General features: G+C 53.2%; 20 protein-coding genes. 2 read left to right on the forward strand and 18 right to left on the reverse strand.

Annotated elements, in window-relative coordinates; all coding sequences use genetic code 11:
- From GOX75_RS11555 to GOX75_RS11590, 8 genes are all read right to left on the reverse strand, one after another.
- Window positions 1-775 (reverse strand): DUF6538 domain-containing protein (locus GOX75_RS11555; protein WP_371808174.1); only part of this gene is annotated, 775 nt, incomplete at its 3' end.
- 36 nt (window positions 776-811) lie between these two features.
- Window positions 812-1,003: a hypothetical protein gene (locus GOX75_RS11560; protein WP_171123236.1), complete on the reverse strand. Its 192-nt coding sequence runs from the start codon at window positions 1,001-1,003 to the stop codon at window positions 812-814.
- Window positions 996-1,163, reverse strand: a complete 168-nt coding sequence (locus GOX75_RS11565) for a hypothetical protein (RefSeq protein WP_171123238.1) — start codon at window positions 1,161-1,163, stop codon at window positions 996-998. The genes GOX75_RS11560 and GOX75_RS11565 overlap by 8 nt, the downstream gene beginning before the upstream one ends.
- A gap of 795 nt (window positions 1,164-1,958) precedes the next feature.
- The gene (locus GOX75_RS11570) at window positions 1,959-2,909 is read right to left on the reverse strand and encodes a sulfotransferase (protein WP_171123240.1); all 951 of its coding nucleotides are present in this window, start codon (window positions 2,907-2,909) and stop codon (window positions 1,959-1,961) included.
- Between the two features lie 64 nt (window positions 2,910-2,973).
- Window positions 2,974-3,351 (reverse strand): hypothetical protein, encoded by a 378-nt coding sequence (locus tag GOX75_RS11575; protein ID WP_171123242.1) that lies wholly within the window; start codon window positions 3,349-3,351, stop codon window positions 2,974-2,976.
- An 8-nt stretch (window positions 3,352-3,359) separates the two neighbouring features.
- Window positions 3,360-3,611: a hypothetical protein gene (locus GOX75_RS11580; RefSeq protein ID WP_254428790.1), complete on the reverse strand. Its 252-nt coding sequence runs from the start codon at window positions 3,609-3,611 to the stop codon at window positions 3,360-3,362.
- 15 nt (window positions 3,612-3,626) lie between these two features.
- Window positions 3,627-4,970, reverse strand: coding sequence for an arylsulfotransferase family protein (locus GOX75_RS11585; RefSeq protein WP_171123244.1), 1,344 nt, complete (start codon window positions 4,968-4,970; stop codon window positions 3,627-3,629).
- Window positions 4,971-5,364: 394 nt separating this feature from the next.
- Window positions 5,365-5,934 carry a TetR/AcrR family transcriptional regulator gene (locus GOX75_RS11590; protein WP_171123245.1) on the reverse strand — a complete coding sequence of 190 codons (570 nt, stop codon included), beginning with the start codon at window positions 5,932-5,934 and terminating at the stop codon, window positions 5,365-5,367.
- 125 nt (window positions 5,935-6,059) lie between these two features.
- Between GOX75_RS11590 and gntH the strand changes: the two genes are divergently transcribed.
- Both gntH and GOX75_RS11605 read left to right on the forward strand, forming a co-directional pair.
- Window positions 6,060-7,253, forward strand: coding sequence for a guanitoxin biosynthesis MBL fold metallo-hydrolase GntH (gntH, locus tag GOX75_RS11600; protein WP_171123249.1), 1,194 nt, complete (start codon window positions 6,060-6,062; stop codon window positions 7,251-7,253).
- Between the two features lie 9 nt (window positions 7,254-7,262).
- Complete coding sequence (locus tag GOX75_RS11605) at window positions 7,263-9,074, forward strand: hypothetical protein (protein WP_171123252.1); 1,812 nt, start codon at window positions 7,263-7,265, stop codon at window positions 9,072-9,074.
- 266 nt (window positions 9,075-9,340) lie between these two features.
- On the opposite strand, the gene GOX75_RS11610 is transcribed toward GOX75_RS11605, so the two are convergent.
- The 10 genes from GOX75_RS11610 to GOX75_RS11655 all read right to left on the reverse strand — a co-directional run bounded on the left by GOX75_RS11610 (window position 9,341) and on the right by GOX75_RS11655 (window position 15,041).
- On the reverse strand, window positions 9,341-9,955 hold the full coding sequence (locus GOX75_RS11610; RefSeq protein ID WP_171123253.1) for a transmembrane anchor protein: 615 nt from the start codon (window positions 9,953-9,955) through the stop codon (window positions 9,341-9,343).
- Between the two features lie 12 nt (window positions 9,956-9,967).
- Window positions 9,968-10,621, reverse strand: coding sequence for a HupE/UreJ family protein (locus GOX75_RS11615; protein WP_254428805.1), 654 nt, complete (start codon window positions 10,619-10,621; stop codon window positions 9,968-9,970).
- A 123-nt stretch (window positions 10,622-10,744) separates the two neighbouring features.
- The gene (locus tag GOX75_RS11620; RefSeq protein WP_171123257.1) at window positions 10,745-11,098 is read right to left on the reverse strand and encodes a hypothetical protein; all 354 of its coding nucleotides are present in this window, start codon (window positions 11,096-11,098) and stop codon (window positions 10,745-10,747) included.
- Window positions 11,099-11,127: 29 nt separating this feature from the next.
- Window positions 11,128-12,093, reverse strand: coding sequence for a CDF family Co(II)/Ni(II) efflux transporter DmeF (gene dmeF, locus GOX75_RS11625; RefSeq protein ID WP_171123259.1), 966 nt, complete (start codon window positions 12,091-12,093; stop codon window positions 11,128-11,130).
- Window positions 12,094-12,122: 29 nt separating this feature from the next.
- Window positions 12,123-12,395, reverse strand: a complete 273-nt coding sequence (locus GOX75_RS11630) for a metal/formaldehyde-sensitive transcriptional repressor (protein ID WP_171123261.1) — start codon at window positions 12,393-12,395, stop codon at window positions 12,123-12,125.
- Between the two features lie 88 nt (window positions 12,396-12,483).
- Window positions 12,484-13,362, reverse strand: coding sequence for a CopD family protein (locus tag GOX75_RS11635; protein ID WP_171123263.1), 879 nt, complete (start codon window positions 13,360-13,362; stop codon window positions 12,484-12,486).
- Window positions 13,359-13,703 carry a copper resistance CopC family protein gene (locus GOX75_RS11640; RefSeq protein ID WP_171123264.1) on the reverse strand — a complete coding sequence of 115 codons (345 nt, stop codon included), beginning with the start codon at window positions 13,701-13,703 and terminating at the stop codon, window positions 13,359-13,361. The genes GOX75_RS11635 and GOX75_RS11640 overlap by 4 nt, the downstream gene beginning before the upstream one ends.
- Before the next feature lie 12 nt (window positions 13,704-13,715).
- A complete protein-coding gene (locus tag GOX75_RS11645; RefSeq protein ID WP_171123266.1) occupies window positions 13,716-14,180 on the reverse strand; it encodes a cytochrome c in 465 nt (154 codons plus the stop codon).
- Complete coding sequence (locus GOX75_RS11650) at window positions 14,180-14,515, reverse strand: DUF411 domain-containing protein (protein ID WP_254428789.1); 336 nt, start codon at window positions 14,513-14,515, stop codon at window positions 14,180-14,182. The genes GOX75_RS11645 and GOX75_RS11650 overlap by 1 nt, the downstream gene beginning before the upstream one ends.
- A 190-nt stretch (window positions 14,516-14,705) precedes the next feature.
- On the reverse strand, window positions 14,706-15,041 hold the full coding sequence (locus GOX75_RS11655) for a hypothetical protein (protein WP_171123270.1): 336 nt from the start codon (window positions 15,039-15,041) through the stop codon (window positions 14,706-14,708).
- Window positions 15,042-15,102: the final 61 nt, after the last annotated feature.

The following is a 15,102-nucleotide window of genomic DNA, read 5'->3' on the forward strand; positions in this document are numbered from 1 at the left end:
CATCGTCCGTTGGAACTGCATAGGGTTGAGGACGCACCTTGCGATCGAAGAGAACAGTTCGGAAGGGGTTAACCTCCAGATGTCCCTCATAGACCACCCAGTCGAGGAAGTGATTGACCTGAGACCAGATCCGCCGCTGGGTTCTGGCCGTTATGGTCACCGACCCACGAGACGAGAACTCGACTAACTGGTCCAGGGTCAGCCCTCGGGTCCGTTCCGACTTGCCAATCATCGGAGACAGTTGGGCTATGGCGCTCAGAAAGTCGCGTCCGTCAGCCCTCGTCAGACTGCAAACCGGCTGGTCACCAAATTGGCTGGAGAATAGCCCGACAGAGTATCGGACCGATTTGAACCCGCTGGGTCGAAGTTCATTACTCCGCTTGTTCAGATAGGCTCGGCTCAAGTCACGAACCGGCACCTTTACGGGCTCTGATGGCCTGATGAACGCCGACCGCTCCAGATTGCATCCAGAGTCCTCCAGAGTGGCCCGGAGACGGGCGAGAGAAGTCTCTGGTTGGTCAACCCAATCAGGAACGTCAGCAGTGCTCTCCAGGGCAGACAGAGTCTCCTCTGCCTGCGATCGAACCTGTTCCACTAGTGTCTCGAACCGGGCATTAACTTCAGCGGCACGAACACGGGCGGTGTTACGATCACTGGTCTTGAGGCTCTGCTTCAGCGCCTGAGCGCCCAGCGCAAGAGCCACGTCAACGGGATAGTTGCGTCTGAACAGCCACGTATGGCCCTTCAGATAAGCATAGCGAATGTGAGCAGACATGGGCCTCCTCCTTTTCTGTTTTGATTTTTTAGGGTGTTAGTCGTAAGGGACGATCCGCAGGATCATCTCGAGTGCCGGTTCGCCATAGGACCCAGCCAAAGGGCCAGTGACGGCAAAGCCGGTCACACAGTCTTCGAACACCTCTTCCACGCGGAACAGATGTTCAGGGACGTCATCAAAGGCCTGGATGACCACGACGTCACCGGGGTTCAGTTCCAGCTCAGTCATCGTTGGGCCTCCACGTCCAGAGAACCGCCAGTAGAACCAGAGCCGAGACAGCGGGGTGAGACCGAGCAACCACCCAGAGCATCGTCGTCAGGACAGCCTTGGGCGGTGGGTGCAAAAGAAAACCCCCGACGAGAACGCCGAGGGCAGACAGGTACTTCATGGATCAAACTCCTGCAGTTGCTTCTTTATTTAGATGCAGGAGGGTCCTCGGTTTCTGGGGGGGGAGGTGTGAGTGATACTCGCTGGCTTGTTTGCGCCCGACACCTGCGTTAGCGTGCATGTCCCAAGGCGAATACTGGGTGAGGCCAGAGCAGGTCCATTGCACAGGGTTGAGTTGTCAACGATTTCGCGGGGTATGAAAATGGCCGATACTGAATGCAACTATCAACGGATAGTCTCGGTTGAGGAAGTCAGGTGCGCTCTTGAAGAGGCGCAGTGTCAACAATGTGGCATCACCACCAAAGAGTTAATGTGGCGCGGGGAGTTGCTCGAGATTTGCGGTGAGGAACTTTGCTCCGACATCTCAACGGGCAAGAAAACGTTCATCACGATTGCACTATGCCCAAGTTGTCATGCACGGGCTCATCAGGACGCCGAGAACACGCATAACCCCTGCCAGATAAAGGCTCGGTGGAGTCGAGAGGGCCTAGCGTAGCGGGTTGCCGGGCACCCGCCTCTCGCTTTGTTTTCTTACTTTCTACAAAGCGGACGTTGGTTGAAGGCGGGCTGAATGACGGCTCTGCGGACAAAACAGTCGTATGCTGACTTTCAAACCGATGGACGTACTTAGCTTAAGAAAAGAAAAACGATCGAGTTAAACTTTTAACGCGTGTCTCGGCCGTAAAAGCGATTTCGCTGAGGTGAGGGGTGGATCGCTGATCAAAGGCGTTAGTGCTGATGCCATGATTAAAAAAATGCTGCGGGATGTAGGACAACTTCGCCCGCGCCAACAGTTTCACAGCGCTTTCTCTGACAAGATTTGATACAATTCGGTACAGTCCGAAAGAAGTTGGGCAGAACAATCGATTTCGTTTTGAGACTCGCGCAAGGAAAGGTCAGGTATGTCTCCAGATGACAACTCCAAATGCTCACAAAGCGCAGGCCACACGTTTGCAGTATCTTCGCAGATCCGCTCGTATGAGACAAATACGCAAGAGGCATTGGCTTGTGCAATCAGGTACTGGTACGTGTCTCGCCACAGCTTTAACCAATAATCCACCGTAAGTGTTTCAATTGCCAGTTCGGCAGGTTTTGTCTCTTCTTTGAATTTAAACGGTCGATGGTCCATGCCAAACTCATGGTGAACGAGCCAGCGCATGTAATCGAGGGAGAATGGATCTTTTGCATGTTTTTTTGTGAATAGCAGGTGCTGCCGAAGCAACGAGATTGCGTGTTGTAAAGGGTTGCGAAACGGAACAAGAAGTGCCGCGCGTGGAAAGCAATCGGCAAGTGCCTGAAGTCGAAGAATATTGTTGTTGTTTTTTGACAAGTACCGCGTACGTTTGTCGGAAGCCAGAATGTTGGCAACGTATCTCACAAAGGCCGTTTTCGTTTCTTTTGTGACACGTATAGGGACGAGCCGGTCGGCGAGAATGTAACTATCACCGCAGAAAACGCGCCAAAAGACTTCTTCAAGGGCTTCCGGGCTATCGAAGTCGACATAGACTCCGTCGCCATGTGCCCTTTCTGAAGCAGATTTGAAGCGAGTTTTTGTTGGCATTACCCTGCTCCACAGGTTGGGAGCCAGAACAAAGGGCATGTCCCTGTACGTCAGCGAGCGATACATCCCGGTCTCATGCAAGCTACGCATCAGCACAGTCGTTCCGGCCCTCGCCAGCCCGGAAACGAAGACATGTCTTTCGTTCTTTACTCCGTCAAGATTGGACTTCACCAACAATTGATCCATGTCGAATGATAGCTCCGCCAAAGGCTTGCTGAGTGCAATTCGGTGCAAAAATCTCGAAGCCGCGTTATAGTTTTTTTTTGACATAGGAACCGCGCAATTTTGCAAAACCGACACTGCAGATCGTCATGAAAACCATGCCACGCCACGTGGCGACAAACGACAAGAAATTAATTTCAAGTACTTGGCCAATATAGCTTAACACCAGCACTGGAACGCAAGCGGTCAAAATGATCAAAAAAAGCACGACTGACGACAAAAGAATCCTCATCGCGTAGCGAGGTAAGGACTTCTCTTTCCAATGGTCCGAGATATTGCCTGAACGCATCACTCTGCTGACGCGTCCAATCGTGCCGTTGAACCGAGCCAGTGTTTCAAAGAATGGCAACCTGCATATTGTTTCAACAAAGAAAACGCTGGCCAATACCGCAAAAAGCCATGTCATTGCCCGACCTATTTCGCTTCCTTGTCGGATTCACTTTCACTTCCAGCTGCTCGACGCTTTCTGAGTATTCGTTTGGCCGGATACCAAATAATTGCGAATATCGCCAGGAAGATGGATCCGATAACACCAAGAACAACGGCGATAGTACCCAAGCCAAGCCCAGGTCCGACATACGCCTGCGCTGTACCCGCCGACAAAATAAATGCAGCAGTAGAAATCGCAAGCAAACAACTAAATGAAAAAAAATTGGATGCCTTCATATTTGCGCTCCATTCTTAGCACTCGTTTTCCAGCCAAGCTTCAGCGGTATCAGACTTCACAACAAATGCTTCACTTACATGTAGCGTGATCCCTTTCTCCCAATCGTACGCGTTGATGAAATCAAACACAACATCGCCTGAAGCACGGTCAACTTCAAATATGCGTCCCTGCGTGGAACTAGATATGATAACAGTACCAGCCTCGGTCACATGCTGGCGACCGTTGAATTGGGAGTAGAAGTCAAAATCTTCACCGTCAACGACTACGTCAAATTTGTTGTGGACCGGATCGATCGCAACGATCCGCGAGTAAGCCGGAATACCTCGCTGCTCAGCTCTGAAACGATTATCGAACACCACGATTGTCCCGTCTGCCTGCCAATCTGGATCGTGGCCGCCATCCGCCGCTCCCAGATGCCACCACTTTATCTTCAGGTCATCCGGGTCCACAACGAACACAAGATTGGTTGCTTGGTAGTTGAGCACAAGATCACCCACATCAAACATAGGGAAGGCCTCAGCCAGATGACTTGGCAGCGGTTCCAAATCATTCGAATGCGTTGGATGTACTGTGCCGCTGGGCTGTCCGCGGAAGAGATTTAAGATCGCAATGTCCGGGTTTGCCTTCTCAACATCAGCCATGCTGATTTCCTTGATAGTTTCCCCGGTCGACGCGTCGAGCAAAATAAGAACGGAATGCATATCACGCTGAGCGCCGCCCAGCGTCCATAAGGCTTCAAAATTCTCGGTCGGTTCAGCGGAATGATGAAACTCACCCGGTTTTGTCCAAACAAGCTCACTACAATAGGACCGTTTGATCAATCCGCCGCCGCGTTCCTGTAAGTTGTAAATTATGGAACCGTCGCGCAAAACTGCAATGCCATAGGCGTTTTTCAAGGTGTCGGGCTGGTCGCTGAGCTGTTCAATCTCCCCATTCAGTTTCCACGAATGGACTACCTTGCCGTTAGGATCCAAAAGAATAGCGCCCCAGAACGCATCTTCGAAATCAAAAGCGCCTACTAAAATCCGATGAAAATCGGCTGAATTCGCAGAAAGCATGAGCCTTGGTTGATTACGCCTGGATTTCAGACCAGCAACTTCTACCTCAAAATAGACGGACCTGTCCTTCGGGCTGAACGTCCGGATCATGCGCTCTGGTCTTCCACCAAGATCATTTCTCAGTTTTTGAATGACACTTGTGTTCTCGGTGGAGTCGCCAGCTACAAAAGAGCTTATCTCATTTTTAACCGAAGCCATAACCCTTGCGGGCGGGAACATATAGCGCCCGGCTGCGAAGCCCCAAGCAAAAAAAGACATCGCCACCAAGTAAAATAGACCAAAAAAGGCTATCAATCGCACATGAAAAATCCAAACGTGAGTTGCTGCTAGCGCAGGCTCATGTTACGGCTTCTGGCCGTTTCTGGCAAAGCGTTTCCAGTTATTGTGGAAATTCCTCTAAGTTTAGGGGCGAATGGACATGAAACGGTTGCTTTCAGAGGTGTGTGCTAATGGAAAGTCATCGAAGTTCCAATGCGCCACTAACCGGCCTTTGGTAACTTCCGCTTTGGGCTCGAAGGGGTCATTCAACAAATTCGCTGGTATGTCGGGTATGCGGACGAAGCGGACCTTGATGGTCACAGACTGAACGTCGGCTTCTGGCATTGTTGCGTGAGCTGTTTCTACAGGGCAATTAAAAACTGGCTGTCCGCTTCGAGCAAACTTACAATGCCGGGCAACTTTCTTGTTCTATCTTCTACTTTCCGACAAGAATTGCATGTTCCCGCTCTATAACCTTTTCCCAATCGCCTCGCGCTTTCAGACCTGTCGAAGAGTCTCCCATTAGCGAAGTAACCATCAACCTTCCACGCGCTTTCGCTTCTTCTTTCGAAAACCCGGCCTGTTCAAACATCCAGGCGGCGAACTGGAATCGTTTGCCGATGGTTCTTTGATAAGCTTCTCTTACCTTCTCATCGGTATTCGCCCACACTGAGACAGCATGATCTGGCAACGCGGCGTCCTCTTCGATGACCTTTTTCATGAGAAGAAGAATGCGGTCTTCCGGGGGACCGCCAAATGTCTTTGCCTGTGTGATCACTTTGTCAGTCAGTTCCTGCTCCCAATATCTGAGAACCTCATCCAAAAGCTCACGGACGTTCTTGAAATGCCAATAAAAGCTGCCGCTTGTCAGGTTCATTCGCTTTGCCATTGGCACGACCTTTATCGCGGAAACGCCGCCCTCGTTGAGAACTTTGTAGGCCAGCAATATCCAGTCTTCCTTGGTCGCGGCGTTTTTGGGTGAGGCTCGGGTGACAGTTTCTGACATTCAGATTACAGCATTCTTTATTTGACATAGAGCAGTCTATGGAATTACCGTAGAGAAGTCTATGGTGAACGAGAGGTTCACGGTTTCGTGTTCTCTTACGAGGCTTCGCTTTGAAGGGGGGATCAATGAATAACTTAATGAAAACCGCAGCCGGTACATTGATGGCATTAGGCATGACGCTGGCTGGCACAGCCACGGCGCAAAACGCCTTGCCGACAGGTCGGAGTGCCACTGAAATCGAAAACGGTGTATATCCCGCTTCTTACTTTCCCAACACTGAAATCCTCGGCGAGGATGAGATGCGTATCACGGCATTGGGGACGGGGATGCCAAACCAAACCAAGGCAGCCGTTTCGATTTCGTTTTATGTGGAACTTGGGAATGGGGACGTCTTTCTGTTTGACGTAGGAACTGGCGCAACGGGAAACCTGTTCTCGCTGCGACCGGACTTCGCAAAGATCGACAAGGTCTTCTTCAGCCATTTGCATGTTGATCACGTTGGAGACTTCATGGGCCTCCACGTTGGAGGTTGGCTTTCCGGCAGATATACCCCGCTCCGCATCTTCGGCCCGTCCGGATCAGAAGATGAACTGGGCACCAAAGCCTATGTTGAGGGCATGTCCAAAGCTTACGCCTGGGACTTGGCCACGCGAACGGGCGCGCTGCCGGATGATGGCGCCAAGCTTGAAGTCACTGAATTCGATTACATGCAGGAAAACGAGATTGTTTATCAGGAGAACGACGTAACTATCCGTTCCTGGCCCGCGATCCACAGCCTAGATGGCTCGGTAAGCTACTCTCTAGAATGGAATGGGCTGAAATACGTCTTTGGTGGCGATACATACCCGAACAAATGGTATGTAGAATATGCCAAAGGGGCAGACATCGCGTCTCACGAGGCCTTCCTGCCACCGGATGCGCTAGCCCCTTATTTTGGCTGGGACATGAAACAGGCGACTTATGTAGCTACGCGCGTTCATACGGAACCTGCGGCTTTCGGCAAAGTTATGTCCGCTGTCGAGCCACGCATGGCCCTAGGGTATCACTCTGTTCTTTCGCCCGAAAACTATCAGGCAATCCTGGAAGGTGTCCGTTCGACATACGATGGACCGCTGACTCTGGCGCGAGACCTACAGGTGATAAACGTAACCAAGGATCAGATCGTTGTTCGGGAAGCGAGTGTTGACGAATATGCTCTGCCACCAGCTGTGAGCGACGAATACATCAATGCACCGCGTTCAAAAGAAAAAGAGCCTTCTGAAAAGGTTCAAGCCGGCAAATGGGATGGTTACACGCCACCGCCAATGCCGGAAAATTAACGTTCAGGGGTGAACAAAATTCTAATTTGGCGGTATCTGTGCCGACTATTCCTGATGCTGAGCGTGATGGTCTCGGGTGCACTGGCCGTTTCAGCAGATGTCGTTTTGACAAACGGTTCGGAAGTCGCACCCAATATTGCTGTCCTTCATGTCAAAGATGATGGGGTTTACATCGACCTTGAGATCTACGTCGAAGATATTCCGTTGTTTGCGGATATGTTACCAATCGGTTGGTCATCGGATTTCGTTGAGGGTGAGCCGGAGGCTGAACGGGAGTCCAATCAAGGCTCTGCCCAAACCGAAAGTCGGGCGCTGTCTATTGTTGCAAGGGACGAACAGCACCTACACGCTGAAATCAGAAAGTTAGAATACCGAACGCGCATCGACCGGGCCTCGCCGCTTGCAGGTCAGCGCGATCCATTCTCGGGCAAAATTGTTCCCAGCCCGCCAAAAGATCCGCGTGTTCTGTTCGTCGAAGTGTTCTTTCCGTTTCAAAACTCAGTTCCCAACGAGCTGACCATAATGCCTCCATCGCAGGATGGCGAACCACTGGTAACAATCGGGATGCAGGTTTTTGACCGAGAGGTTCCGGTCACGGATTTCCGCTTCTTGTCAAAGCCAGCAGAGTTAAAGATTCACTGGCCTGACCCTTGGGAAACCCGATTTTCCGCTGCGAGTCTGAATCGAAAAGCGCAGGACGGGACATCGACATTTCTTTATATCGAACCCCGAGAAGTTCGGCACGAGACCCTGATCCGCTTGCGTGAACTGGCGCCTTGGATTGATGAAACCATGGAAGTGGGACAAACGCTTTCGCCACAGCGTAGCGCCTTGATCGTAAACCAGGCGGCGTCCTTCCTGGCTTCACGTAACCCGGTGACAATTGATGGCAAATCAGTGCAACCGTCAAACGCAACCGCAAAACTCCTCGAGCTAACATCGCAGGGTTTTCAGGTTGTCGAGCCTGGAAAGGAAGTGTCCGTGAACAATGCGTTTATCGGCGCCATCCTGTCTTTCTCATCGGCAGAACTTCCCGATCATGTGACAGTCACATGGGATATGTTTGACGAGGAAATTTCCCGCGTTGCGACCATATCAAACGATATCGCTGGGCCATTCTTTGGAGCTGTGACACCAGCGGATCCACAGTTCCACTGGCGGAACCACTTGCTCCAATACGAAAAAGCATCTGTCATTCAGGTTCCAGTTGAGCGGCAGACGCAGCAGTACCCGGCAATCGCTTTGATCACTGGGATTGTCAGCGCCGTCTCACTTGGTTTTTTCCTAATGTGCAGAGGCAGAGTTGCAAAGCACGCCAGTTGCGTAACCATGCTTGTCGCGGCTTCAGCAACCGTCGCGTTTTCGGGATATTTGCCAGAATTACCTTGGAAGAAGCCTACCCACCCTGAGCCACAGGTTGCGGAAGATATACTGCGCTCGATGGTCGAAAACTTGAACACAGTGACCCTGGAAATATCGCCGGCAGCAAGAAAGGCAGAGCTGACACACATTGTGACGGAAGAGTCTCTGAGTGACATCGCAACAGAGGTTGAACGTGGTCTCGTGATCCGAACGCCAGGAGGCAGTCTTGCTGAAGTTACTGAAATTAGAGACCTGAATTTAGAGCGCGTTGACCCGACCCTCAAGCCGGGTGGATTTAGCACTCTGGCCAAATGGACAGTGAAAGCCCAAGGCGGTCATTGGGGGCATGCCCACATGCGCGCCGTTACGTTTCGGGTGCTGGCCGAGGTTGTACCTGAATCCGGGCAATGGAAGCTGGATGGATTAACTGTGATCGAGGCTCGCGATCCAAATGCATAAGTGTTTAAGACCAAAGGTTTTTGCTTTCGGCGCTCTGTTTGTCGGTGTGTTTTTGTCACTGACGCTGTCAGCCTCGGCGCATTTTTTGCTTAATCTCAACGTTCGAATTTCGCATGTCGATCATTCAGAAGGCGGCCTGCGTGTCTAATTGATGAGGCAGAGGTCATTCCGTGACCTCTGCCATTCTGGCTGATCAAATGCGGGTTGGCGCGACCATAGCCGCTTCGATGCCGCGCACCCGGTTCCTGGATGCGCGGCATGCGGATTTACTCGCTTCGAACAATTTCTGAGTAAGCGCCATTTAGGTTCAGTGTGACGGTAACCGCCTTATCGTCCCTGTTTCGCCAGAACCAGCCGTGATCACCGGCGAAGGGGGTTTCAAAACTGCCCTCGCCTTCGATTTGACCGCGCCCCTTCTCGTAGGTCACGTTTTGGTCGCCAGCATGCGCATGGAGGTCGAAGTTGATACGACCACCTTCAGCAACCCAGGAGTAAAACAGTGTCTCGCCCTCTTCCATGGTTGCCTTGATCTCGGTGAACTCACCCGGTTCGAGCGTGAACGTGATTGTATCCTGCCACGCCTCCTGAGCGAGTGCTGTGCCAACGAACAGACCGAATACGTTATCCCATAGGCTGGACGACTGTTCAGCGCCGTGAAGCTGTTGGTCTTGTTCGGCTTCATCCGCGAGTTCCTGCTTGATTTCACCCATCTCGGTCAGTCCAAGCACGCGGCCCGCCCCTGTTGCGTCAATGCCATATTCAGCGGGCAGCACAACAGCGACCAGTATTACCATAGCGCTGACGGCCGCGATGATGGTGGACCGAAGGAGTTGGGCTGAGCTTGGTAACTCTTCGAGGCTCGGTTTCTTTGCGTTAAACATTTGTGCTGTTCCTTATGCGGCCACGAAGTAGCCGGTGAGCTGGTATCCCATCAGCACAAAGCCGATGGTCATCATGACGACGTTGACGGTGTAGGCTTGTTCGAAGAACTTGGCGCTCTTTCGCCAGTACCCCATGACGATGAGAATGGCTGCGAGTGCCACAAGTTGGCCGATCTCAACGCCAACATTGAACGCCAGCAGGTTAGGCAGAAGCCCGTCCGGTGCGATCTGGTAGTCCAATATCTTCGTGGCCAAGCCGGTGCCGTGAAAGAGGCCGAAGATGAAAGTCGCAGCCTTGATGTTAGGCTGGAAGCCGAACCACCGCTGATAGGCCCCAAGGTTGTCGAGCGCCTTGTAGACAACGGACAGCCCGATAATGGCATCCACAATGTATGAACTAATGCCCCAGCCAAACCAGACGCCTGCAAGCATCGTGATCGAGTGCCCCACGGCAAAGAGGCTCACGTATACTGCTACGTCTTTCGACCGATAGAGGAAGAAGACGACGCCGAGGAGGAACAGGATGTGGTCGTAGCCCGTGACCATGTGTTTGGCCCCGAGATACATGAAGGGGATGATGTGCACACCCCAGATTTCTTGGATGTAGCCAGCATCGCCCGGCGTAACATCATGCGCCATGGCTGCGCTGGTCGATAGCAGCAACATGGATAGGACGAAGAACGCGAGACGCTTAGAATTGCGTCTGACGCCTTCATTGAGGGTTCTCATGGATTAACTCCGCTTAGTATTTGGATTGATCAGTGACGCGCGTGAGCTGCGCGGTGCCGATCAAGTGCGCGGAGGCCGGTCTATTCGGAACTGGCGGGACGGCCCATCCGTTGCCGCTATCCGCAACCAAGGTTCACTAAACGCGGAAGACGGCTCCGACCCTCGGCTGGGGGCAAGAAACGCCTGGTTATGGTCATGATCCGCCACATCGTGGCTGTGGCCATGCATCGCCCAGAACAGATCCTCCTCAAAACCATGCGAATGGCCATGATCCTCGACCATTTCCAGATGGTCTTGGATCGTCTCAAATATCGCCGGTGCGTGAGAGAATGATGGCGTTACGGACCAAACGACCAACGCGAGACAGAGGGCAGTCAAACCAACTCTCTGAATATGCTCGTAAGCCTGTTTCATCACATCTGTCTGCCCGGTGATTGCAGCCTTTATGCGGCTGCCACGATTTTGTTCACTTCTACCGTAGTGTGAGCCACGTGGTCAATTCCGCCCAACAAGCTCTTGTATTCGTCTGGTGATCTTGGAGCCGTTGAAGCGACCGAGACAATGACGGAATAGTATCCCGGGCCAACCTGCCAGATGTGCAGGTCAGTGATCTTGTCGGTATCGCTTTCGATTGCACTTCGCACCTCCGACTCAAGATGCCCACCGTCTGGGGTACGATCCAGTAGGACGCCGCCCGTGTCGCGGATCAGCCCCCACGACCAGCGCGAGATCACAATCGCACCAACAATGCCCATCAACGGGTCAGCCCAGAACCATCCGTAGGCTCGCCCCAACAGAAGGGCGACAATCGCAAGAACAGAGGTCAGTGCATCCGCCAAGACGTGCAGATAGGCTGCGCGCAGGTTGTTGTCTCGCCCGTGACCATGACCATGGTGGTGGTCGTGATCGTGGTGATGGTGACCCTGTCCATGATGGTGGTGATGATAATGGTGATCGTCGCGGAGTAGCCATGCACTCGCTAAGTTGACGATCAAGCCTACGACCGCGACCATAATGGCTTGATTGAAGCTGATCGGTACGGGCTCCACCAATCGCAGTACGCTTTCCCATCCAATAAGGAGGGCAATCAGCACCAGCACCACAGCGCTCGCAAAGCCAGCCAAATCACCAACCTTACCGGTCCCAAAACTGAAGTTGCGGTTGTTGGCGTTCTTCCGCGCATAACGGTAGGCCAGAACCGCGATCAGCATCACCCCGGCGTGCGTGGACATGTGCCACCCGTCAGCGATGAGCGCCATTGAACCGAACCAATGCCCTGCTGTGATCTCAACGATCATCATCGTGGCAGTCAGTGCAATCACAAGCCAAACCTTGCGCTCGTTGCGTTGTTGATTTGCGCCAAGAAAGACATGCTCATGGGTGAGCGCCGAGACATCTTGATTGCTCATGGCAGGTCCTTTCGTTGTAACCGCGATTGCTACTTCAAATACGACTTCAAAATCTGGATCATCTCATCCGCTCCCTTTTCGCGTGCAGGGCCATCAGCAGCGTCAACAACATGATTGCGAAGATGTTCCTCGAAGACTTCGTTGGTCAGACCCGTCATTGCTCCACGAATGGATGCAATCTGCCTCAACACTTCAGTGCAATCGGCGTCGTTCTCTAAAGCGCGCTCGACGCCTTCAACCTGTCCTTTGATCCGGCGGAGACGGGCAATGAGCTTCGAGTTGTCACGGCTGAGGTGGCCCATGAAGATACTCCAATATAGTATAGGGGGTTATACTATAATTGAGGGCAGAAGCAATCGCACTTAGTAAGGTAACTGGGCTACTAAGCCGTCAGAAATTGATGGGAGGTGTCGTCACACTGGTTAAGGTTGCAGTTGCCAACAGGATCAGGACAACAACCAACATCTCTATCGAAATCGACCGTCGGAGAGCAATTGCCGCGCCATGCTTCTCAGCCCTGAGAGCCGGAACAAGTCGTAACTTGTTCAGCGCCGCTAGGCCAAGAAGGGCAGAAACCATCACGACCTTGACCAAAAGTCCCAATCCATAAGCCGTCCCGAACAAGGCGGCCACAGAACCCGAAAGCAGCCATGCGAGCGCCGCGCCCGCAACAATCAGGATGGCAACTCCGTAAGCAGCGACACTGCCAAAGTGGTGAAGTAGATCGGCCCCGGTTGGGGTGAGTGCCGCTTTGCGCAAAGGCAGGAGAGCGCCGACCCAAAACGCGGCAGCCAGCAGATGCAGAACCAGTAAGACTGCGAGAAGCCCCCTGGGCTCTCCGAGGGAGTGTCCCACCTGGGCAAAGGAAACCGCAACGGCAAGGCTACCCGCCAAAGCGATCCATTGCCCGACGCGGGGAAGCAGGATTGCCAATATCGCAATTTCACCCACCCCTCGCCAAGTAGCGGCGGTGCCAAGCGGACTGTCCCAAACAAAACCAAGCATCATTGGGTCCGTCGCGCCCTCAAAGCCCATTCCGGATATCCGCGCCGCTCTGATGCCGAAACGCAAAGCCAGAACGGCGAGACCGAGAAGCGCCGCACCGACCGCGAGGTGACGTGCAAGGCGCAAAACGGTCGCCTCGGCGCGCTTGGCAAAGAGGACCGTGAATAGGACGCTACCCATCGCCAGCAGCGCCGCACCGTAGCCAAGTGCCTTTGCCAAAATGGCCAAGACGACGACACCATCTATAGGGGCCAGTCCGATCACTCAGCGACCGTGAAAGAAAAGCTGCCCTGCATCGGGTGACCGTCTGAAGCCATACCTCGCCAGTCGAAGCGGTAGCTTCCGGGTGCAAGCTCCTCCAAAGGCATAGCCCGGAATTCCGTGGTGGGGTCCATGCCCATTTCGCGTTCAATTTCGACGTCGCCATCGTGTGAGGTCAACGTGACCGAGATGATACGTATCGGATCATCGAACCGCATGGAAAGCTCCGGCACGTCCGTAACAGTCGCGCCGTCAGCCGGTGTCGTTGCCTCGGACTTTGAATGCGCAGCCGCAAGCATTGGAGCCGTTGCAACGGCCAAACCGAGAAAAGTTTGTTTGATCATCTAAGTTTTCCTCTATTCGGATTGGGCATTCAGTTTGTTGTGATACTCACGAATGTCATCAGGCCAGGTTGATTTAATAAAGGACAGCACAGCAATGATTTCGTCATCGCTGAGCACACCTTCATAGGCAGGCATACCGGTTGGGGGCGCATTTTCCATCAGTCCGGCCAGGCCAAATTTAGTCAGGGTGAAAAGCGTTTCATCATCGTGGTGCCACGTATGACCTGTGGCGTCATGCGGCGGTGCTGGTAGCAAACCATCCTCGGCGCGTATCTGCCAGTTTGGCTGTCCTTCAAGGTTCTTACCGTGGCAGGTAGCACATTGGTCCGCGTATATATCTTGGCCAACGGCGACCAGTTTGGCGTTATCCGGTGTCAATAGACCGACCGCTTCGGAGGGCTGGGCCAGAACGAAAGCTACGGCGAAACCGGTGAGCGCAAGCCCACCGGTGACCAAGAGTGTTGTGCGCCCTAGCATCAGGTGTCGAACGGCTGCGCGGTGCCCGCACGGTAGTATACTGTACCGGCCCCAGCCTCTCCCCCAAATGCAATGACGTCGTAACGGGCGGACGGATCGTCGCCCATACCAGGGGAGCCCATTGGCATGCCAGGAACGGCAAGCCCTGTAATGTCAGGCCGGTCCTTCAACACGGCTTCCAGTGCTTCAAACGGCACATGGCCTTCAAAGACATAACCATCGGCTTCTATCGTGTGACAGGAGGCGAGGTTCAGCGGGATACCCCGCGCTGACTTCTGTGCTTCGGGGTCGGTCAGTTCCTCAACGGTGACGGCGTAGCCGCGTGCGCGAGCCAAGTCGGCCCATGCGTGACAACATCCGCAACCTGGTGAGCTGAGCACATGTATTGGGGTGCCTGCTCGGACGGGAAGAGCGGTCGCGATGAGAGCAGTTGCAGACAGTGTAGTGAAGTGACGACGTGTGATCATGTCTGTCGGTCCTTTGATGTGAAATTTGAACGGATTGCGGGCGGGCGCCCGTTGCCGTTCAGGCTTTCGGAGGACCGGTGGGGACGCCCATTGCGAGGCCCGAAAAATCGGAATCAGCTTGCGTCACACCACACTCTGAGATCGCCAATGGAGCAATCGGCGAAATCCCCGGCGTGGCGACAAGATCACCAAAACAGGATGCTGAACTCATGCTGCTGGTGGTGTCGCAACAATCCGCAACAGTTTTCTCGGCATTAGCCAACGGATCGTCGTCCGCTATTTGAACATGATGACCAGAATGATCCGATCCATGGGTCAAGCCATGCTTCACGGACGCTGCGGATGCGCCAGAGAATGCAACAACAAGAAGTATCGACAGGATCAAGCGAAACATACCAAATATCTACTGGGGGTATGTAGTTTTGACAAGTTACGAGGATGTGTCGAAGCAAACG

Origin of the sequence: Ruegeria sp. HKCCD7251 (genome assembly GCF_013031165.1) — a bacterium.
Classification (GTDB): domain Bacteria; phylum Pseudomonadota; class Alphaproteobacteria; order Rhodobacterales; family Rhodobacteraceae; genus Ruegeria.